This window comes from Rubricoccus marinus (genome assembly GCF_002257665.1).
In the GTDB taxonomy this organism is placed as follows: Bacteria; Bacteroidota; Rhodothermia; order Rhodothermales; family Rubricoccaceae; genus Rubricoccus; species Rubricoccus marinus.
Map to the genome: position 1 here is coordinate 412,581 of NZ_MQWB01000001.1, position 21,972 is coordinate 434,552.

Sequence of the window (21,972 nt, forward strand, 5' to 3'; positions counted from 1 at the left end):
GTGTTGAGATCAAAGGCACTGGGCGATCCGGCGCCGGCTCGCCCAAAGCGGGGTAGAGATCGGAATGGACTGGGTCTAATAAGGCGTAGCGGGAGGTGCGGATATGTGTGTAGATGCGAAGCGCTGTTGTCCCAGTATGGGGTGCTGCTTTGTCTCGTTCAGAGATATGGCCCATTGTTCGTCCCGTTCGTTGGGCCCGCGTGTCGGAACCCGGATTCGTACACGCGAATTTCACGTATGGCACATTTTGGGCAGGAGGGGTCCCCGGCGCCTGTAGCGCTCTTCCCCTAGAGCGCTTTCGTGCTCATCGGGCCTCGCCAGAGGTGCCCCAACTCCCCCCTGCTTGCGCCCCTCTTTTGCCTGGGCTGGACCGCCTGGAGGGCCCGCTCTGCCTACGATCAGGGGTTCGGCCTGTAACCACCCTCGAACCTGACCTAGAGGGGTGGCTGACGGGCGCATCCCTTGGAGGGCGCCCCCTTCGGCACTACCCAGCCCAACGCTGCGGCATATGTGTGAGCCCAGCGTGGTACGGGGGCGTTTGCCGTCTGTCCCTGCGTGTCGCCGATAAGCCTGTCCAAGGCCTCTGGCGCTGGAACCAATCTGTGCGGTAGGCCTGGACTCAGACAGGCTCCCCCCGGTGGGAACTCGACGCGAGCCGCTCTCGCTTTGCGTGCTGCGCTGGCGAGGCCGCGCTCATGCCCGCGGGCTAGAGGCACCGCGCCAGAGGCCTAAACGCAACGCCGCCTCTGGTGCCGGGGCACCAGAGGCGGCGGGGGCGTCTCGCCAGAAGCCTCGCGTGAGGCCCCCGGTCGATCCGGTCTAGCGAAGGACCGTCACGCGGCGGGTTTCCCGCACGTCCGGTGCCTCCACGACGACGAGGTACGCGCCCGGGGCGAACCCATCGGTGGAGACGCGGACGCTTTGTCCGGCTTCGGAGTCACGGAGCGTCATCTCGGAGACTCGGCGGCCGAGCGCGTCGAAGACGGAGACCGTTGCTTCCCCTTCGGTTTGCACGTCGAGGGTGAACGCACCGCGCGTCGGGTTCGGGCTCGGCATACCGACGTATGCCTCTTCCGCCCCCGCTTCCTCCTTGCTGTAGCTCTGGTTAGAGCGCGCCGCGGTTCTCAGGATGAATCGCCGCTCCCATTCCTCGCCAGTTCCATCAGAGGTAAAGGTATAACGCCCGGCGGAGAGCCAGACTGCCTCACCAGTAATGAGGTCGTAAAGGTTGCCGCCGAGACCCTCTGAGCGCCATACGAGCTCGTAGGTGCCAGGCTCGGATAGCTTCAGGCTTAACGGCGTCCGGCGCGAGGCCGCCCGTGGCGGCAACGCCATCACAGCGTGCGCGGCAGGTGCACCATCGCGGTACCCCTCCAAGGCCACCAAGCCGACGGGGCCGCCGGGCCATGCGGGCTTGGAGGCGTCCGTGGGGTCCCATCCAAACGTGGCGCCCTCGGTAAAGCGGAGATACGCGATCTCGTCGCGCGTTTTCGCGCCAGAGAGCGTCTCGCCGAAGAGTCCGAAGCGGATGTACGCTTCGGCGCTCGCCTCTGGCGTGCCGTCTTTGCCGTGGAACAGCGGCTGCTCCTCCGTTGCGGCCACTACAGGGTCGAACGTGAACACGACCGGCTCGCCCAGAATGTCACCCGCTACGGGGTTTTTGGCCACCTCCACGAGGATGCCGTTCCAGACCGCCACGGCGCCTTGCTCTCCAGTGGGCGGGTCCGCAAAGACCATCTCGTAGGAGCCCGGCCCGTCGAACGCGATGTCCTCGCCGGTGCGCGGGAACGTTTCGGACTGCGTGTCCGGGTTCCAGATCACCCCCTGGGCCGCCAGCGTGCCGCCCGTGGCGGTAATGGCGGAGAAGTCCATAGGGAACGGGAAGGGGTTGCCGACCATGTAGTAGTCGTCGTCCGCAGGCGTGAAGTTCTCCCGGGGCGTCTGGGTGCCCGTGGGGAGCTCTACAGAAGGAGGGGGGGCGCCGTTGCGCTCGCGCCCCAAAGGGCAAATAGCCGCGTTGGACGCGCAGTCCGTGTTGTCGTCAAAGGACTCCGAGAACGTGCCGCGGAGCGCTGGGCCGTTGCCCATGAGTTGGAAGTTGTCCAACTCCACGCTCGCGCTCGTACCGCCGCCTGCTCCAGTGGGATCTGGCGTGAGCTCGAGGTCGTACCAGTACCACCAGAAGCCGCGGCCAGGCCGTAGAACGGTGGAGGTGGAGGGCACGGGGATGTAGTCCCAGCGCGTGCCGCCGCCGTACTCCCAGTAGAAGTTGGAGCCCGCCTCAGGGTACTGCGCGGGGGTTCCATCGCCCGCGGGTACGCCCTGGACGAGGTTCTGAGCGGCCAGGTCTGCTACCGTCACGCCGCGCACGGGTGCGGAGAGGAGCCGCCATCCGGGCTCGTCCACCTGGTCCAGCACGCGCCGGGTCTCGATCACCTCGTTGGGGACGAAAACTTGGTTGAGCTCTCCAACGACGAAGTCGTCGAAGCCGAAAGCCTCGTTGTCCTCCACCACTCGGCCCGGCGCGGGCGCCTTCCGGTTCGTGAAGGAGATGTCGATCCGCTCATACTGGCTGTCGAAGTCGGCGAAGCCGATAAAAGTCACCTGAGAGTTGCCGGGCGTAAGGCCCGTGTTGCCCTGGTTGATGATCCCGTCGTAGTCGACGATTACAAGAGGATCCTGCGCCGTCGCGCCGCCGAGCGGCGTGAGCGTGAGGCGGATGGTCCCGTATGCCTCGGTGTCGTTGACGTACGCGCCGAAGGCGGAGAACGGCTTAGCCATACGCCCGGCTTCAGCGCTGCCGGGAGCGTACTCCAGTGCGAGCGCTGTCTGCGTCGTCCCGTCTGGGATCGAAGCGGGTACACTCGGGTTGCTCCCGTCGTAGCCCACAGCGTAGAGGTACTGGTTTCCGCTGGTCGCGAACGTACCGATACGGTTCGTGCTGGTGTTCAGCCGAACTATGGCACCGTTGCGGCCCCTCACGAGGGCGGGGATCTGCCCATTGTCTCCGTATGCGTTGAAACGCGCGGTCGCGTTCAGCGTGAGGCCCGCCGTTGCCGAACGGCCAGGCGTTGCGTCCGTCGAGTTTGGGGTCTCGTCCTCGAAGTCGAAAAAGGAGATTGTCTCCGGGTCGAGGTCGTTGAGAAACAGCGTCTGCGCTGCCTTAGCCTGCCCATTGGGGTCGAGCGCGTAGGTTTCCGTGACCGGCGCGTCCTGTCCGGTGTAGGTAAACATCCCCGGCACAGGGCCTGCCGCCTTGGTAGCCGGAGAGCTGGTCTGAGCGAGTGCGCCGCTAGCAACCAAAAGGAAAGCGGTGAGGGTGAGGAAAGGTCTCATCAGGAAGAAGCCTATGGTGGGGAGTTCCCCCGAGTATCGGCTTCTGGTGTTCGTCCCTTAATACTGTAGATGTGAAGATGCTTTCGCATACTGCTTCCTTGAGATTGCCAACGCAAACCGCCTCTGGCGCCGAAGCACCAGAGGCGGTAGAAAGCGAGAGGCCGAGGCCTCTGGCGCCAGTGGCTAGGCCGGCTGCATCGACGTGTTGAGGAAGTCCCGCAGCACGTAGTTCAGAATCCCACCGTGGCGGTAGTACTCCACCTCGACGGGCGTGTTGAGCGCCACGCGGACCTCGAACTCCACGCTCTCGCCAGAGGCCTTCTCGGCCGTGATGGTGAGCATCTGCCCCGGCGTGACGTCGTCATCTACGGGGATGGCGTAGGTCTCCGTCCCGTCCAAGCCGTAGGTGTCTAGCGTCTCGCCGCTCTTGAACGTGAGCGGCAGCACGCCCATCCCGACGAGGTTGGAGCGGTGGATGCGCTCGAAGCTCTCCGCGATCACGGCCTTGATGCCGAGCAGCAGCGTGCCCTTGGCGGCCCAGTCGCGAGAGGAGCCCATGCCGTAGTCCTGGCCCGCGAAGACGATCAGCGGCGTGCCGTCCTCGGCGTAGCGCTGCGCCACGTCGTACATGTAGCCCTGCTCTCCCGTTGGGAGGTAGGTGCTGTGGCCGCCTTCCGTTCCTGGCGCCATGCCGTTGCGGAGGCGGATGTTCGCGAACGTGCCGCGCGTCATCACGCGGTCGTTGCCGCGGCGGGAGCCGAACGAGTTGAAGTCCTTGGGCTCGACGCCGTGATCCTGCAGGTACTGACCGGCAGGCTCGCTCTTCGGGATCGCGCCTGCGGGCGAGATGTGGTCCGTCGTCGTGGACGGGCCGGCCTTGACGAGCACGCGCGCGCCCGAGATAGACTGCACGGCCGGGACCTCTGGCGTCACGTCTTGGAAGAACGGCGGCTCCTGGATGTAGGTGGAGTCGTCCTGCCAGTCGTAGACCGCGCCGCCCGAGATCTCGATGTCGTTCCAGCGTGGGTTGCTGGTCTCGATGCCCTCGTAGAGCTCGGCGTACTGCTCCGGCTTGACGGCCGTGTTGATGGCGTCCAAGATCTCCTCTTGCGACGGCCACACGTCCTTGAGGTAGACGTCGTTGCCCTGCTCATCCTGACCCAGCGGGTCGTTCTGCAGGTCGATGTCCACGGTCCCCGCGAGGGCGTACGCCACGACGAGCGGCGGGCTCGCGAGGTAGTTGGCCTTGACGAGCGAGTGGATGCGGCCCTCGAAGTTGCGGTTGCCGCTCAGCACGCCCGAGACGATGAGGTCGCCTTCGGTAATGGCCTTGGCCACAGGCTCCGGGAGTGGGCCCGAGTTGCCGATGCACGTGGTGCAGCCGTAGCCGACGAGGTTGAAGCCGAGCTGGTCCAGGTAGATCTGGAGATTGGCCTCCTGGAGGTACGCCGTGACCACGCGCGAGCCGGGGGCCAGCGAGGTCTTGACGTAGGGCTTGACCTTCAGGCCGCGCTCGACGGCCTTTTTCGCCAGAAGCCCCGCGCCCAGCATCACGCTCGGGTTGGACGTGTTGGTGCAGCTCGTGATGGCTGCGATCGCGACGTCACCGTGCTTCATGTCGAGGTCGTTCCCGGCCTCGTCCGTGTAGCGGCCGGTGTTGCCCAGCGCCTCTGGCGCCAGCCCGAAGCCCTGCGGCGAGGCGGGACGCGTGAGGCTCTCGGTGAACTCGCGCTGCACGTCGCCCAGCGTGATGCGGTCCTGCGGGCGCTTCGGCCCGGACATGGACGGCTGCACGTCGCCGAGGTCCAGCTCCAGAACGCTCGCGAACTGGGGCTCCTCCATGTCGTCCGTGCGGAAGAGGCCCTGCGCCTTGGTGTACTTCTCGACCAAGTCCACGGCCTCTGGCGAGCGGTTGGTCCGCTTGAGGAAGTCGACGGTCTCCTGGTCGATGGGGAAGAAGCCCATCGTGGCGCCGTACTCGGGCGCCATGTTGGCGATCGTCGCGCGGTCCGGCAGGCTCATCGCCGAGAGGCCCGAGCCGAAGAACTCCACGAACTTGCTCACCACGCCGTGCTCGCGGAGCATCTGCGTGACCGTGAGCGTGAGGTCCGTCGCGGTCACGCCCTCGCGGAGCGAGCCCGTCAGGCGGAAGCCGACGACCTCGGGCATGAGCATGTAGATCGGCTGTCCCAGCATGGCCGCCTCGGCCTCGATCCCGCCAACACCCCAGCCCAGCACGCCGAGACCGTTGATCATCGTCGTGTGGCTGTCCGTCCCGACGAGCGTGTCCGGGTACGCGATCGGCAGGCCGTCATCGCCGGGCGAGGTCCACACGCCCTGCGCGATGTACTCTAGGTTGACCTGGTGGCAGATCCCGCGCTCGGGCGGGACCACGCTGAAGTTCTCGAACGCGTCGGCGCCCCAGCGGAGGAACTCGTAGCGCTCCGCGTTGCGGTCGAACTCGATGTCGGCGTTGATCTGGAACGCGGCCGGGAGCGCGAAGGAATCAACCTGCACCGAGTGGTCGATCACGAGGTCGACGGGCACGCGGGGGTTAATCGCCTCCGGGTCGCCGCCGTTGCGCGCCATCGCGCTACGCAGCGCCGCGAGGTCAACAACGGCCGGCACACCAGTAAAGTCCTGCAGGAGCACGCGGGCCGGCGTGTACGGGATCTCGACGTCGGCGGGGTTGGCCGGGTCGTAGCTCGCGAGGTTGCGGATGTCGTCCTCGCCGACCGGGCCAGGCATCGCGGCCTGCCGCAGCGCGTTCTCCAAGAGCACCTTGATCGAGAACGGGAGCCGGTCGATGCCGGGGTACTCCTCGCGAAGGGAGTCGAGGCGGAAAATGGTGACGGCACCGCCAGAGGTCTGTAGGGTGTCGCGTGCGCCGAAGGGGTCGGAAGCCATGTGTCGGGAGGGGCGGGGGATGCGGAATAGAGCAGATAGGATACGCGGGAGGCCGTGCGCTGCTCCCGCCAGAGGCGTGAAACGCGGGTGGGTTTGCCCCAAGGTGCCACGAGGGGGTACACACGCCTGCTATTCTTCCCCTTCGCCTTCAGCCATCGTAGACACGCGCCGATACGCGGGTGTCCCCACCGCTCCCGTGTTCCTGATGCGTCTCCGACCCTTGCTCGCCGTCCTGCTGCTCGCCGCGGCCTCGTCTGCCGCAGCCCAGCCGGCGCTGTTTGCTCCATCCGCTTCCAAGGCTGGAGACCTCACCCCACGCCAGTCCCAGATCTTCGAGATCCTGAGCGCCGAGCCTGGCGTCCAGGCCGTCGAGATCGTACGCGCCGATGCGTCGCTTCTCGCGGCCTCTGGCGATGTGCAGATCTCCGTTCTCGGCCTCGATATCGTGTTGCAGACGCGCTCGGCCGAGCGCCGCGCATCGGAATTGCTGTCTTGGTCCGGTGTGGAGGATACAGCAGGCAAAGCCGCTCCAGATGCTGCAACGGCTGTTCTCGTAGAGCGAGGCAGCATGATCACCGGCACCATCTGGGCCGGCGGGTTCGTCTATGATGTCCGGCCGCTGACCGGCGGCCTGCACGCCGTTTCGCGCAAGGCGCCAGAGGCCTTCCGTGACCATGGTGACGACTACGATGAGTTCGAGCGGGAAGAAAAAGAGCGGCTGGAGCGCGAGCGCGTCGCGCCAGCTCCCGGCACCCCTCCGGCGCCAGAGGCCAGCAGCGTGCAACTTGGCGTCTCGATGGTGCCCAATGTGGATGTCATCATGCCGTACACGACAAACATCACTGCGGCTTACGCCGACCCGGAGGCTCTCGCACAGGCGGCTATAGACGCATCCAACATGACCTACGCGAACACAGGGCTCAGCCTGCGGTTGCGCCTCGTTTACGCGTACGAGACCCCCTTCGCCTCATCGGCCAACTCGGGGGATGATCTAGCGGATCTCCGCGACCCTTCTGATGGGCGGTTCGACGAAGTCCACGGGCTACGAGACGCGTTCGGCGGTGATATGGTGGCTATGCTCGGAGAAAGCGCTGGCGGCTGCGGTGTTGGCTACGTCAACTCGAACGCAGCGTTCGCCTTCAGTGTCAGCGCCGCGAGTTGTGCCGTCGGCAACCTCACGCTCGCTCACGAACTGGGCCACAACTTCGGTGCGCTCCACGACCCGTTCGTGGAGCCTTCCCTGACGCCCTATGCGTACGGGCACGGGTCCGTGAACACGGCGGGCCGCTGGCGTACCGTGATGGCCTACAACGACGAATGCATCGCCACCGTGCCCAACACCGGGTGCACCAGAGTGCCGTTCTGGTCCGATCCAGACGTGATCTACGACGACACGACCGCGCCAGAGGCCGATGGCCCCACCGGAGACGCAGTGCTCCGCGACAACTCCCGCGTCCTCCAAGAGCGTGGTGGGACGGTCGCCGCGTTCCGGGCCGAGTCCACCGCACCGCAGTTGGCGTACTCGCCTGGGTCCTTCTCTGTCTCCCTCGCCTCTGGCGGCGCGACGACGCTCGACCTCCAGTTGGAGAACATCGCCGCTGCAGGGGCCTCCCCGCTCGCCTATACGGCTGCCTTCCAGAACTACAGCTCGAACAGCCTGACGAGTGACCCGCCAGAGGCCTCGAAGAGCCGCGCGTTGGACTGCACAGAGGGTCAGGTGTTCGAGCAGTCGAGCATCAGCTTCTTCGCAGACGTCGTCTCCGGCGGGGCGGAGTACGGACAGAGCTTTACGGCCCCATGCTCCGGCACGCTTAGGGGGGTGTCCCCAACGAACTACATGTCGGGTGAGAACTCGGCAGGGCAAACGTGGAGTGCGACGCTCCGTGTCTACGAAGGGGAAGGGACCGGTGGGACCGTGTTGGGAGAGAAGACGCGGACCGACTACGTCAACGCGGCAAGCGGCTTGGAGTACTTAGCGTTTGACTTCCCGACACCGATACAGATCGTGGAGGGCCAGACGTACACATGGTTCTGGGACCTCACTGCTGGGCAGACCGCTACGCTCTACTCCGTAGACAATCCGCAGTCCGGAGGCCAAGCATATGTGTCAACGGACGGAGCGCCCGGTTCGAGTGGCGCTATCTCGAACAGCGACATGGCATACCGGATGGTATTCGGCGCCCCAGATCGCTGGGCGTCCGTTGCGCCCGCTAGTGACGCAATCGCACAGGGCGGCTCCGCAACGATCACTATCCGCGTGGACGCGACGGGCCTCGCTGCGGACACGTACTCGGTCGACCTTGTGCTGAGCACCAACGACCCGGACGCGATGACTGTGACCATCCCGATTACGCTTTATGTGGACGGCGCCACAGCCTCCGCCACCATCGACGGCGACGCCGGGTGGCGCCTCTTCGCGCCAGCGGCCCCAGGCCTGACCGTGGCCGACCTCGGTGGCCTCAACCGGCTCTCCGGCATCCCGGGCTACGACGAGTTCAACGATCCTGAGAACCCAACGGGCAGCCTCCCAAACATCTTCACCGGCTTCGACGGGCAGGACTTCATCGCGGCCTCTGGCGGCGCCGAGGTGCTGGAATCCGGCCAGGGCTTCTGGTGGTACCTCTACGACGCCAACTGCACGACCGACGCCGAGTGCCCGGGTGGCGCGGCCAACCCGAGCTACGCGCTGCCGTTCACGCTCGCGACGGACCGGGCGCCGACGACCGAAGACGTCGACGTGACGTTGCACGCGGAGAACAGCAAGGTGAACCTGCTGGGCAACCCGTTCGGGCAGAGCCTAGACCTCTCCACGGCGAACACGTGGGTGGGCAAGAACAACCTGCTCACGCCCGTCTTCGCGATCTACAACTCGGGGACGAACGGCTACACCTACTCGACGACGACGCCGGTGGTCTCGGCGTGGCAGGGCTTCTACGCCTACGGCAAGACGGCCGGCACGCTCACGATCCCCGAGAGCGCGCGGACGACGGGCGGCACCCTCGTCAAAGAGGACGACCGGACGTTCCTCGCCTTCGAGCTCACCGAGGAGTCCCGCGGCGGCCAGCCTCTGGCGGACCGCGGCGCCGTCCTCTACTTCGACGAGGCTGCGAGCGCTGGCAATGACGCATTTGACCTCGCCGAGCTGGAGCCGATCGACTCCCGGTACGTCACGCTCGCTTTCGGCGCCGAGACGGCCTCTGGCGGGACCGAGCTTCGCGGGCACGAGGGCCGCTCTCCCAAGGACGGCGCCTTCGAGGTCCCGCTCCATGTGGACGCTGCCGGGAGCGGCACCGTGCTCACGCTCGCATGGCCCACGCTGGACCGGCTCCCGACGGAGTGGGCCGTAGAACTGCGCGACGTGGTGACGGGCGCAACCGTTGACCTCCGTGCGGAGGATGGCTACACGTTCGAAGTGGCGCCGCGGGCGGTCTCGCCAGAGGCTGGGCTTCGCGTTCCAGGCCGCACCGCAGGCTCGGCCCTGAGCGCGGACGCGGTGCCGGTGCGGTTCGTCGTGGCCGTCACGCCGTCATTCGCGACCTCGTCGTCTCTGGAGGCCTCGGGTGCGCTCGCGCTCGACGCCCCGGTCCCGAACCCCGCCCGCGGGGCCGCCACTGTCCGGTACGCCCTCCCCGCCGCCGGCCCGGTCCGCCTCGACGTCGTGGACCTCCTCGGCCGCCGCGTGGCCTCGCTCGCCGACGGGGAGGTCCCGGCCGGGCCGCAGGTGGCGTCGTTCGACGTGGGCGGCCTGGCGGCGGGGGTGTACGCGGTGCGGCTGCAGAGCGGGGAGGCGGTGCGGGTGGTGCGGCTGACGGTCGTGCGGTAGTCCGAGCCGCAGCAGTCCGAGCCGCCTCTGGCGCCAGAGGCCCCGAGCGCCCTGCTTCCATCTGGGAGGCGGGGCGCCTGTCGTTCTGTACGTCACCAGGGATAGGCGCCAGAGGCCACGGCGAGCGGCGGCGCGCGGTTGGATTGCGGGGGAGCGAGCCTACAACAGCGGATGGGCCTCGCGCGGGTAGGAGCGAACGGGTGCCAGCTTCGCTCACAGAGCATGAGACCCTTGGTTGCCGTGTTCTGGGTTAGAGTGTAAAAAAACTTGTCTGGCCTGGTAAAAAATGATAGGCCGGGCTATTGGCAGAGTGGGAAAACGTCGGTACGATCGCGCGCTTCAACAGAGGCGCGTTCGCCCGTCTCCTTTCCTCGGACTACCCCTACCCGATCCCCAACACATGCGACTCTCCTTGCCCGTGCTTCTGCTAGCCCTCGTGCTGGCCGCGCCTGCCTCCGCGCAGGACCGTGCTGCGTCCTCGGACGCCGTCCGCACGGCACTCACGTACCTCCGAGCCGAAGCGGGAGCGCTCGGCCTCAAGGCGGGCGACCTCGCCGACCTGTCGGTTGCGAGCGCGCACGAGGACCCGCGCACCGGCGCCACGTACGTGTACGTCCAGCAACGAGTGGACGGGATCGAGATCGCAGAGTCCATCGTGACCGTCACCGTCGGCCGCGATGGGCGGGTGGCCCACGCCGCTGGCGACGTCGCCGCCGGGACGACGTCCGCGTCGAAAGGCGCAGGCCTGACGCCAGAGGCGGCTCTGGCACGCGTGGCGAGCCTGGTTGGTGAGCCCACGCCATCCACCGCCTTTGCCAAAGCGGCCTCTGGCGTGGAGCGCCGGACGGAGCTGGCCAGCGTCGCGGGGGACCCCGTGACGGCGCGGCTGGTGTACGTCGGCGTGCCGCAGGGCGGGCTCCGGCTCGCGTGGGAGGTGATGCTGCCCTCGCGCGACACGCAGCACCTCTGGCTCGTGCGCGTGGACGCTCAAACCGGCGCCGAGCTCTCGCGCTACGACCTGGTCGTGCACGACGCGTTCGGCCCCGCAGAGCACGCGCCAGCGGCCCGGAGCTACGCGCCGCTCTCGACGCCGTCCGCGCTCTCGTTCCTCGAAGGCGCCTCTGGCGCGATGGCCTCCAGCTACCGCGTGTACCCGTTCCCGCTGGAGAGCCCGCACCACGGCGGCACAGCGGCACCGCCGGCCGACGGCCGCTCGCTTGTCGCCAACCCGTTCAACCTCCTCGCCAGCCCCAACGGCTGGCACGACAGCCGCAACGCCGCCGGCACCTCTGGCGCCCTGTTCACGACGACGCAGGGCAACAACGTCCACGCCTACACCGACACCGACGCCAACAACATTCCGGACACGGGAAGCTCGCCCGATGGTGGCGCAGGCCTCGTGTTCGACGCCGCGCTGGACCTCACGCAGAACCCGAGCGCGTACCGCCCGGCCTCGGTCATCAACCTCTTCTACTGGAACAACATCATCCATGACGTGATGGTGCAGTACGGTTTCACCGAGGCCGCAGGCAACTTCCAGACGACGAACTACTCCGGCCTTGGTGCCGGGGGCGACTACGTGCAGGCCGAGAGTCAGGACGGCGGCGGCACCAACAACGCCAACTTCAGCACCCCCGTGGACGGGTTCCGCCCCCGCATGCAGATGTACGTGGGCGTGGACGTGAGCCCCAACCGTGACGGCTCGTTCGACAACGGCGTGGTCATCCACGAGTACGGGCACGGCATCTCCAACCGCCTCACCGGCGGCCCCGCTGCCGCTACCTGCCTCCAGAACGCCGAGCAGCAGGGCGAGGGTTGGAGCGACTTCTACGCCGTCCTCTTCACCATGAAGCCGACCGAGACGCGGACCACCGCGCGCGGCATCGGAACGTACCTCTTCGCGCAGGGGCCCAACGGCATCGGCATCCGCCTCGCGCCGTACTCCACGGACTTCGCGGTCAACAGCTACACCTACGGCCGCACCAAGACGATGACGGCCGTCCACCAGGTAGGCTTCGTCTGGGCAACGATCCTCCACGAGGCCACCTGGGACCTGATCGACCAACACGGCTTCAGCGACGACGTCTACAACGCCGGCGGCACGGCAGGCAACCAGATCATGCTGAACCTGGTCACGCAGGGCCTCAAGATGCAGCCCTGCTCGCCCGGCTTCGTGAGCAGCCGCGACGCCATCCTCGCCGCCGACGCGTTGCTCTACCCCGACGCGACCAACCCCGGCCGTGGCCGTCACTACACCACGCTGTGGAAGGCCTTCGCCCGCCGCGGCCTCGGCGTCAGCGCCAGCCAGGGCGTGACCACGAGCAACGTGGACAACGTGGAGGCCTTCGACGCGCCTCTGGCGTCGCCGAGCATGGTCTACGCGCCAGGCTCGCTCTCCTTCTCCGTGCAGACGGGCCAGAGGGACAGCAAGCCCATTGTGATCCGCAACACCGCGGCTCCGGGCTCCGGCGACCTCAACGTGCAGGCGTCGCTGAGCAACTTCGTCCCGTCGGACCCCAGACCCCCGAGCAGCGCCGTTGCCAGCTTTGTGCCCGAGGGCGGAATGAAGGCCTCTGGCGAAATCACCGTGCGCCGCGCCGAGCCTCTGGCGCCAGAGGCCGAACTGGCCGTGGAGCCGCTCGTCGTTCCGACGGCTTCTCGCATCGGTGAGGTCCCCGCGAGCGCCAAGGTGGTCACCGACTGCGCGAGCGGACAGCTCTTTGAGCAACTCGCGGCCAACCTTGGGATGAGCACGATCTCAGGAGCGCTGGAGGTAGGGCAGAGCTTTACCGCGACCTGCACCGGCTTCCTCAACAGCGTCATTCCTGTGATCAGCGCGAGTGGGCTGAACACGAACCAGACGTGGGGCTTCACGATGCGCGTCTACGCCGGGACGGGGACGAGCGGGACGCTTCTGGCGTCGCCTTCGTACACGTACACGAACCCCGCTAGCGGCGCTTTCCTTCTCACCATCCCGCTGCCTGCTCCGGTCGAGATCGTTGAGGGCCAGACCTACACGTGGTTCCTGGACATGACCTCGGGGCGGACAGGACTGCAGTACGACAGTCGGAACCCGTACGCGGGCGGTACCCGGTACACGACGGTGAACGGCAACCCTGCCAACGCCATCGCGGATGCTGGAGGCGACATGCAGTTCCAGCTCGCCTATGGCGCGCCGGAGCGCATCATGAAGCTCTCGTCGAAGTTTGTGAGCGTCCCTGTGGGCGGCTCGGCGACGATGAACCTGAACGTGGATGCGACCGGCTTCCCGGCCGGGACCTACACCGCGGACCTCGTCCTGACGACCAACGTGCCTTCCACGGTCACGATGCCCGTCACGGTCGTCGTCGGCGCAACGGCCGGTAGCGCGACGATCACCGGCTCGCCGGGCTGGTACCTCATGGCGTCGCCGACGAACAACACGACCATCGAGCAACTCGCGTCCATGAACCTCGTGGCGGGCCTCCCTGGCTACTACCCGACGTTCTTCGACGGCACGCCCTCGCCGACGTTGTACAACGGCTACCGCAACGGCTGGACGGCCTCGACGGGCGCAGGCGAGACGTTCGCCAGCGGCCAGGCCTTCCTCTGGTACTTCTGGAACTCGGCGTTCGTGCCGACCGAACCGACGCCGAACGGCAGCGCGGCGGTGGCCTTCCCGGTCACGCTCACGGCGCCCGGCGCGGTCAACACCGCCGACGTCTCCCGCGTGCTTCACACGGTGGGCGACCGCATCAACGTGCTCGGCAACCCGTTCGGCACGCCGCTGGACCTGACGAACATCAAGAGTTGGCCGGGCGGTGGGTCCGTCGCGTCCAAGGGCCGCGCGTTCGTGTGGGACCCCGTGCTGAGCACGTGGATCTCTGGCACGGCCGCGCAGCGTGTGGAGGCGTGGCAGGGCTTCGCTGTGCAGTCCGTCGCCAAGGGCGGCACGCTCACGATCCCCGCCTCGGCAGCCGTCACGCCGTCCGCAGCCAAGGCCTCGCCAGAGGCCGAACTCCGGCGCGTGATCGCCTTCGAGTTGGAGGGCCGCGACGCCGCAACGGGCCGCGTTCTCCTGGACCGCTCCGCCGAGGTCGCCTTTGAGGCCGACGGCGCCGACGGCTGGGACGACAACGACGCGCAGAAGCTGCAGCCTCTGGCGGCCTCCTACGTCTCGCTGGGCGTAGAGTCCACGTTGGACGGCGAGCGCGTGCTGAAGGCGAGCGAGTCCCGCGCCCTCGCGCCCGCCTCGTTCGAGGTGCCTCTGGCGCTGGAGACGGTCGGTGCAGAAGAGGTGCTCACGCTGACGTGGCCGCAGATGACGGACCTCCCGGCCGATTGGCAGGTGACGCTCCGCGACGTGGTGACGGGCGAGACCCTCGACCTCCGTCGGGCACAGAGCTACGCCTTCGAGGCCGCGCCGCGGGCTCGCAAGTGGTTCACCGGCGCATCGGCGCCAGAGGTCGCCACGTCGGACGCCTCGGCGTCGGTGACGCGGTTCGTGCTCTCCGTCAAGACGGGCGTCTCGCCAGAGGCGGTCGCGGAAGGCTTCGCGTTCGGTCTCGCGCCGGTCTCGCCGAACCCCTCGCGGGGCGTCGCGCGCGTCACGTTCACGCTGGAGGAGGCCGCCCCGACGGTGGTCGCGATCTACGACGTACAAGGCCGCGAGGTCGCCCGTTTGGCCGACGGCCAGCTGGAGGCCGGCCGCCACGAGGTCGCGTGGCAGACCGGCACAATGGCGCCGGGCGTCTACGTGCTCCGCCTCGCCTCTGGCGGCCGCGTCGAGACGCAGCGCGCGGTCGTCGTGCGGTAGCGCATGAGGCCTCTGGCGCGTACCGTTCGCGCCAGAGGCCCCCGCTGCGACGCCTCGCGTGAGGCTTCACGATCTCGCCGCCTCGGCCGGTTGACGCCTGCCGGGGCGGCGCTGTATTCTGCGGGCGTTCCGGGGCATTAGCTCAGTTGGTAGAGCGCATCCTTCGCATGGATGAGGTCAGCGGTTCGACTCCGCTATGCTCCACACGTCGGCCGTCTCGCACTCCGCGGGGCGGCCGTTTCGTTTGGGCTCTGGCATGGGACGGGGCGTTCAGCGCACGTGCGCCAGAGGCCTCTGGCGGAGGAACCCCGCGCCAGAGGCACCGAACCCCGCAGACATGAAACCGGCCGCCCCAGCAGATGCAGGGCGGCCGGCGGTTGAGACGGCGTGAGCCGGGCTCAGTTGACGGAGAACGTGTGGGTGTTGGACTGGCCAAACGCGACCGTCTCCTCCCAGACCTCGACAACGGTGCCGCCGCGGCGCAGCGTCGCCGTGTACTCGACTGGCCCCTCGTCGCAGGCGTTGTAGTAGTTCACCTTGACGCTGTACTCGCCAGTGGGTGGGGTGCCGGCCCAGATGATGTTCTCGACGGTCTCGGGCGTGTCGGCGCACGACCGGCGCGCATCCACGTCCAACTCGCCGCCAGAGGCCACGCTGGTGTTCTGGTACGAGACCTCGTCGCCGGCGGGGTCCGAGACGTAGAGGTCGAGGTCGACGGCCTTGTTCCACTGCAGCGTTACCTGCACGTCGCCGGTGCGGATCTCCGTGCCGTCAACGGTGATCGTACCGTCGTTGCCGGTCTCGATAACCTGGCCGTCGAGGACGACGCGGGCTACGTCGAGCTGGTTGCCGATGCGGCAGTTGTCGACCTGGGTCACCACGACGCGGTTGCGCTCGCCGGACTTGACGTAGTCGACGAGGTTCGCCGTGCCTTCGGCGCCACGGCGCACGTAGCTCCCCTCCACGATGTGGCCGTCCGGGTAGTCGGAGTTGAAGATCGTGATGCGAGAGGCGTCGTCCATCCCTTCGAACTCGATGGCGAAGGCCGACATCTGCATGCTGCTCGGGATGTCGACGTACGTCTGGAAGTAGGTGTAGTCCACCTCGTTGTTGCAGCCCGAGAGCTGTGAGGCCCGGTCGTTGCCGAAGCCGATCACCTCGGGGTTTGGGGCGGCCTCCCAGCCTCCGTCGCCTTCGGCGGGAATGGACGCGAGAGTGAACAGGTCCGGGACGGGCGTGGACGCGCTGGATGCCAGCGCGAGAGCGCCCTCACCGGCGTGCATCTCCCAGGGAGTCCGAGCGAGCGACGCGGGTCCAGAATCGGCGACCGTTTCGACGGGCGTTTCGCCCGCGGCGACGGCCGCGTCGTCTGCCGGGGGGGCGTCGGTCGTCTCTGCGCACGCGGAGAGGGTAAGAGCGCCCAAGAAGAGGGCCGTGGGGAAGAAGCGCATAGCAGTACGTGGTTGGGGTGATGTTGCGCTGGGTCACGGGGGTGGCTCAGCAGGGGGTGCCAGAGCGCGCTCTGGCAGGCTCCTCCCGTTGCGCTTTCACCTGGAGGGACGCGGGGGAAGGGCGCGTGTCGAGATGAGGGATGCGGCTGGTTGGAGCTCAACCCACAAGCGGATTCCGCCGCCACCGACTGCCACGCACCCCCGATAAATCTGCCGGCGCCTTCTTCTCTCACCCTGCGTCGTCTCTAGTTTGAGACCGTTTGTTGTCACCGGGCCGTGTCTGTTTCTCCAACTACCGTGCTGCTCCGCGCCTCTCAAAAAGGAGACGGGCGCGCATCGGACGCTCTTTTTCAGCAGGTCTACGACGAGCTCCGGCGGCTCGCGCAATCGAAGATCGACGCGGAGCCAGGCGTGGTAACGGTTTCGGCGACGGGCCTCGTCCACGACGCGTACCTCAAGCTCATCGACGGGGGAGATTGGGCGGACAGGTCCCACTTCAAGGCCGTCGCCGCGCGCGCGATGCGGCAGATCCTGACCGACCGGGCACGGATGCGGAGCGCGGCCAAGCGAGGCGGCGACGCGCGCGCCATCACGCTCAACGCGGACGTAGCAGGTGCGGCGGAGTCCCCCTCCGATCAGATCCTGGCCGTTGACGAGGCCCTGACTCGCTTGGGGACGCACGATAAACGCCTGGCTCACTTGGTCGAGCTTCGCTTTTTCGGGGGGATGGAGGTCGCGGAGGTCGCAGAAGCGCTCGGCATCTCCCCACGCACGGCTGCCCGTGAGTGGGCCCGCGCCAAAGCCCACCTCCACGCCCTGATCCGCTGATGCCATGGACGCCACGAACTGGACCCGCCTCGATGCCGAACTCGCTCGCGCCCTAGACCTCGACGGCGAGGAGCGGGCGGCCCACCTCGCCTCTCTCGACCCCGACCTCCGGGCAGAGATCGAGCGGATGCTGGAGGCCGCCCTTGCCGACGATCCCTTGCTGGACCACCCCGAGGGCGCGGTCGCGTCGCTGGGGGAAGAAGATGCGGCCTCTGGCGTGAACGAAGGCCACCGGGTTGGGCCGTACGAGATTGAGGAGATGGTGGGGGAGGGCGGCATGGGCCGGGTCTACCGCGCCCGCCGTGCAGACGGCGCCTATGACAAAACCGTGGCCGTCAAGGTGGTCCGGCGGTCGCTGACCCTCGCGGGCTCGGACGTGGCGGCCCGCCTCCGCCGCGAGCGCGAGCTCCTCGCCGCGCTGGACCACCCCGGTATCGCCCGCCTGGTAGACGGCGGCGAGACCTCCGACGGCGTTCCTTACCTCGTGACGGAGTTCATCGAGGGCGAGCCGGTGACGGACTACGCCGACGCCAGAGGCCTCGGCGTTCGTGAGCGCGTTCGGCTCGTGTCCGATGTGGCGCTCGCCGTCGATCACGCGCACCGGCGCTTTGTGGTCCACCGCGATCTCAAGCCGTCCAACGTCCTCGTCAGCGCGCAGGACGACGGCACGCCGCGGCCGGTCGTGCTCGACTTCGGGATCGCGAAGCTGGTGGACGCCTCCGACGAGGCGAGCGGCGCGTTCCCGCTGACGCAGACGGGGATGCGGTTGCTCACCCCGGCGTACGCGGCCCCCGAACTCTACGACCCGGGGAAGACGGTAACGACGGCGGTTGACGTGTACGGCCTCGGGGCGTTGCTCTACGAGCTGCTCACCGGCCGCCGCCCGCACGGCGACGGCGCCGCCACCGGCCCCCCGACGGCCGAGCCGACGCGCCCGTCGCGGATCGTGACGGAAACGGCGGGGGAGGGGCCTCTGGCGGATGCGTCCACGAGATCGCGCGCGCTCCGTGGGGACTTGGACACGATCTGCCTCAAGGCGCTCCACCCGGACCCGGCGCGGCGCTATGCCAGCGCGGCCGACCTCGCCGACGACCTCGCGCGCTACCTCGACGGCCGGCCCGTGGAGGCCCGGCCCGATTCGCTGGCGTACGTCGCAGGGCGGTTCGCGAGGCGGAACCGCGGCATCGTGGCCGCAGCCGCGGTGGCGGTGCTGGCGCTCACCGTAGGGCTGGGAAGCGCGCTGGTGTCGCTGAGCAACGAGCGCGAGGCGTTCGCGGAAGCGACCGCGTCGGCGGACCGGGCGGGCGAGGCGGCGCGGTTGCTCCGGGACCTGTTCGGGGAGGCCACGCCAGAGGCCGCGGCCGGACGGGGCGACGTGACGATCCGCGAGGCGCTGGACCGCGGCCTGGACCGGATCGGGACGGTCGAGCCCGCGTCGCTCCGCGGCTACCTGCTCACGGTTCTGGGATCGACGTATCTGGACATCGGGGACTTTGAGCGGGGTGATTCCCTGCTGCTGGCCGCCGCCGAGCTGCTGAAGGGCGAGGACGTGGCACCTAGCGTCCGGGCGCTGAACCTGGAAGGGTTGGCGTACAACCGCGGGTTCCGGGGCGACCACCGCGGCGCGTTGCCGCTCGTGCTCCGGGCAGATTCCCTGGCCCGTCTGGAAACGCGGATTGACTCGTCGCTGGCGTTCGAGATCGCGCTCACGGCGTCGGCGACGTATCGCGGCCTCCAGCAGCCCGGCGAGGCTCTGGAATGGGCCGAGACCGCCGAGCGCCTGGTCCGGGCGTCGGCAGGCCCCACTGACCGGGGACGGGCGCTGACCTCGCTCGCGCGGGCCCAGTATTACAACGAGCAGTACGACGAGGCCATCGACACGTCCATCGAGTCGGTGGCGTACTACGAGGCCGCGGAGGGCAAGAGCGGCCCGTCGCTCGCGCTCGCGATGTCCCAGACGGCTCACCACCTGCTGGCCGTGGGGCGCCTGGAGGACGCGATCCCGTACTCCCGCCGGGCCGTCGCCATCGCGCGAGACGTGTACGGCCCGGACCACCACGAGCGGTTCTTGGCGATGGGCCTGCTGGGGCAGCTGCTCCAGACCTCTGGCGAGACCGCCGAAGCCGAGGCGTATCTGGACTCGACGGTTACCATCGCGCAGGCGCTGCCCAGCGCCCAAACGGCGACGGGGATGTCTATGGCCGTCAGCCTCGCGCAGATGCGCAAGGACCGGGGGGACTACCGAGGAACCGAACGCGCGGGGCGGATCGCGCTCCGCATCCGCGAGCAACTCCCGCCAGAGGCCACGCGCCTCGGCGAGCTCGACGCGATGGCGCGGCTGCTGACGGGGGTGGCCTTGCACAAGCAAGGGCGGCCGGGCGCGCGCGCATTGCTGAACGAGGCGTTCGACGTGATGGACACGTTCGAGCCGGAGCTTCTGGCGGCGTGGCGGGAGGACCCGTTTATCGGCGAGGCCGAGCGGGCGCTCCGATCGCTGGGCGGGCGAACCTGACGAGACCGCTGTGACCTTGGAGCGTCCTCTGGCGCTCGGTTCTCGCCTCACCTTCGCCGGAGGCGCAACCCGTTGGGACCTCTGGCGCCGCTAGCTTCCACAAACGCTAGACCGCGCCGAGAACCGGCGCCACGCCCCCATGCAGATCACCCTCCCCGACGGCTCCGCCCGCGAGCTCGCCTCTGGCGCCAGCGGCCGAGACCTCGCCGAATCCATCTCCTCCGGCCTTGCCCGCATGGCCCTCGCCGTTGAGGTCACGCCCGAAGCGACGCCAGAGGCCCCCAAGCCCGCGCCCGAGGTCCGCGACCTCGACCGGCCTCTGGCGGACGGCGACACCGTCTCCATCCTCACGTGGGACTCGGACGGCGGCAAGATGGCCTTCTGGCACTCGTCGGCGCACCTCATGGCCGAGGCGCTGGAGGCGCTCTACCCCGGCATCCACCTCGGCATCGGGCCCGCCATCGACAACGGGTTCTACTACGACGTGGACCTCTCGAACACAGGCAAGGACCGCCTAACCGATGAGGACCTGCCCGCCATCGAGGCCAAGATGAAGGAGCTGGCGCGCGGCGACAGCCGCTTCGAGCGCCGCGAGGTTTCTAAGGCCGAGGCCGTCGCCTACTTCGAGGAAAAGGGCGACCCGTACAAGCTCGAACTCCTAGAGCGCCTGGAGGACGGCGAGATCACGTTCTACCAGCAGGGCGACTTTGTGGACCTCTGCCGCGGGCCGCACATCCCGAGCACGAAGCCCATCAAGGCCGTCAAGCTGCTCAGCCTCGCGGGTGCCTACTGGCGCGGCGACGAGAGCCGCCCGCAGCTGACCCGCATCTACGGCGTCAGCTTCCCCAAGGCGAAGCAGCTGGAGGAGCACCTGGAGCGCCTGGAGCTCGCCAAGCAGCGCGACCACCGCAAGCTGGGCAAGGAGCTGGAGCTGTTCATGTTCTCCGACAAGGTCGGCCCCGGCCTGCCGATCTGGCTGCCCAAGGGCGCGAGGCTGCGCGAGACACTCGTGGACTTCCTCAAGACCGAGCAGGTGGCCCGCGGCTACGAGCCCGTTATCACGCCGCACATCGCGCGGCTGGACCTCTTCCGCACGTCCGGCCACTACCCGTACTACTCGGACTCGCAGTTCCCGCCCATGCTGGAGGGACAGAAGGGCCCGGCGCTGCCCGACGGCGAGACGCCAGAGGCGCGCACGCACGACGAGGCCTCTGGCGCGGCGACGAGCGGCGACGAGCAGGGCTACCTGCTCAAGCCCATGAACTGCCCGCACCACACGCAGATCTACGACCGCAAGCCGCGCTCCTACCGCGATCTGCCCGTGCGCCTGGCCGAGTTCGGGACGGTCTACCGCTACGAGCAGAGCGGCGAGCTGGGCGGCCTCACGCGCGTCCGTGGCTTTACGCAGGACGACGCCCACGTCTTCTGCCGCCCGGATCAGGTCAAGGAGGAGTTCAAGGCCGCCATCGACCTCACGATGACCGTCCTCCGCGCGCTCGACTTTACCGACTACACCGCGCAGGTCTCGCTCCGCGACCCCGAGAACACGACCAAGTACATCGGCGACGACGCCACGTGGGACGCCGCAGAGCAGGCCATCCGCGAGGCCGCTGCCGAGATGGGCCTGGACACCGTCGAGGAGGAAGGCGAGGCCGCCTTCTACGGCGCCAAGCTGGACTTCATGGTCAAGGACGCGCTCGGTCGCTCCTGGCAGCTCGGGACGGTCCAGCTGGACTACAACCTCCCGGAACGCTTCGACCTCACCTACACCGACGAGAACGACCAGCGCCAGAGGCCGGTCATGATCCATCGCGCGCCGTTTGGATCCCTGGAGCGCTTTATCGGCGTGCTCCTGGAGCACACCGGCGGCAACCTCCCGCTGTGGGTCGCGCCCGTCCAGGTCCGCATCCTGCCCATCACCGACGACCAGAACGGCTACGCCGAGGGCGTCGCGAAGGAGTTGCGCGAAGCGGGCCTCCGCGTCGAAGTCGACACACGCTCCGAGAAGACCGGCCGCAAGATCCGCGACGCCGAGGTCGAGAAGGTGCCGGTCATGCTCATCGTCGGCCGCAAAGAGGCCGAGGCCGGCACGGTCTCCGTCCGCCGCCACGGCCTGGGCGACGACTCCGACCAGGGCGCCCAGTCCACGGCCGATCTGCGCGACGCGCTCCTCGCGGAGATCGCCGCCAGCACGGGCCGCGCGTAGCGGCGTCGGCCTCTGGCGCGTGGATTCGTCTCCGCCGCCAGAGGCTGGGCGGTCTGGCTTCTGTGTGCGCCTCTGGCGCCAGAGGCCCCACATTTCACCCCCGGTCAACCCCAT

Annotated in this window: 8 protein-coding genes and 1 tRNA gene; 6 read left to right on the plus strand and 3 right to left on the minus strand. The window is 68.2% G+C overall.

What is annotated here, in order from left to right; all coding sequences use genetic code 11:
- Positions 1-819 precede the first annotated feature (819 nt).
- Together BSZ36_RS01620 and acnA are read right to left on the minus strand one after the other, a co-directional pair.
- On the minus strand, positions 820-3,234 hold the full coding sequence (locus tag BSZ36_RS01620; protein ID WP_179270964.1) for a T9SS type A sorting domain-containing protein: 2,415 nt from the start codon (positions 3,232-3,234) through the stop codon (positions 820-822).
- A 285-nt stretch (positions 3,235-3,519) separates the two neighbouring features.
- Positions 3,520-6,243, minus strand: a complete 2,724-nt coding sequence (gene acnA / locus BSZ36_RS01625) for an aconitate hydratase AcnA (protein ID WP_094545421.1) — start codon at positions 6,241-6,243, stop codon at positions 3,520-3,522.
- Between the two features lie 205 nt (positions 6,244-6,448).
- Between acnA and BSZ36_RS18785 the strand changes: the two genes are divergently transcribed.
- From BSZ36_RS18785 to BSZ36_RS01640, 3 genes are all read left to right on the plus strand, one after another.
- A complete protein-coding gene (locus tag BSZ36_RS18785) occupies positions 6,449-10,066 on the plus strand; it encodes a M12 family metallo-peptidase (RefSeq protein WP_179270965.1) in 3,618 nt (1,205 codons plus the stop codon).
- A gap of 400 nt (positions 10,067-10,466) precedes the next feature.
- Positions 10,467-14,861, plus strand: coding sequence for a M36 family metallopeptidase (locus BSZ36_RS01635; RefSeq protein WP_179270966.1), 4,395 nt, complete (start codon positions 10,467-10,469; stop codon positions 14,859-14,861).
- 131 nt (positions 14,862-14,992) lie between these two features.
- Positions 14,993-15,065: transfer RNA gene (locus BSZ36_RS01640), tRNA-Ala, on the plus strand.
- Positions 15,066-15,259: 194 nt separating this feature from the next.
- Here the strand turns inward: BSZ36_RS01640 and BSZ36_RS01645 are convergent.
- A complete protein-coding gene (locus BSZ36_RS01645; protein WP_094545423.1) occupies positions 15,260-16,312 on the minus strand; it encodes a YfaP family protein in 1,053 nt (350 codons plus the stop codon).
- Between the two features lie 276 nt (positions 16,313-16,588).
- On the opposite strand from BSZ36_RS01645, the gene BSZ36_RS01650 reads away from it, so the two are divergent.
- The 3 genes from BSZ36_RS01650 to thrS all read left to right on the plus strand — a co-directional run bounded on the left by BSZ36_RS01650 (position 16,589) and on the right by thrS (position 21,858).
- A complete protein-coding gene (locus BSZ36_RS01650; protein WP_094545424.1) occupies positions 16,589-17,140 on the plus strand; it encodes an ECF-type sigma factor in 552 nt (183 codons plus the stop codon).
- Positions 17,141-17,144: 4 nt separating this feature from the next.
- Positions 17,145-19,652 carry a serine/threonine-protein kinase gene (locus tag BSZ36_RS01655; protein WP_094545425.1) on the plus strand — a complete coding sequence of 836 codons (2,508 nt, stop codon included), beginning with the start codon at positions 17,145-17,147 and terminating at the stop codon, positions 19,650-19,652.
- Between the two features lie 139 nt (positions 19,653-19,791).
- The gene (gene thrS, locus BSZ36_RS01660) at positions 19,792-21,858 is read left to right on the plus strand and encodes a threonine--tRNA ligase (protein ID WP_094545426.1); all 2,067 of its coding nucleotides are present in this window, start codon (positions 19,792-19,794) and stop codon (positions 21,856-21,858) included.
- Positions 21,859-21,972 lie beyond the last annotated feature (114 nt).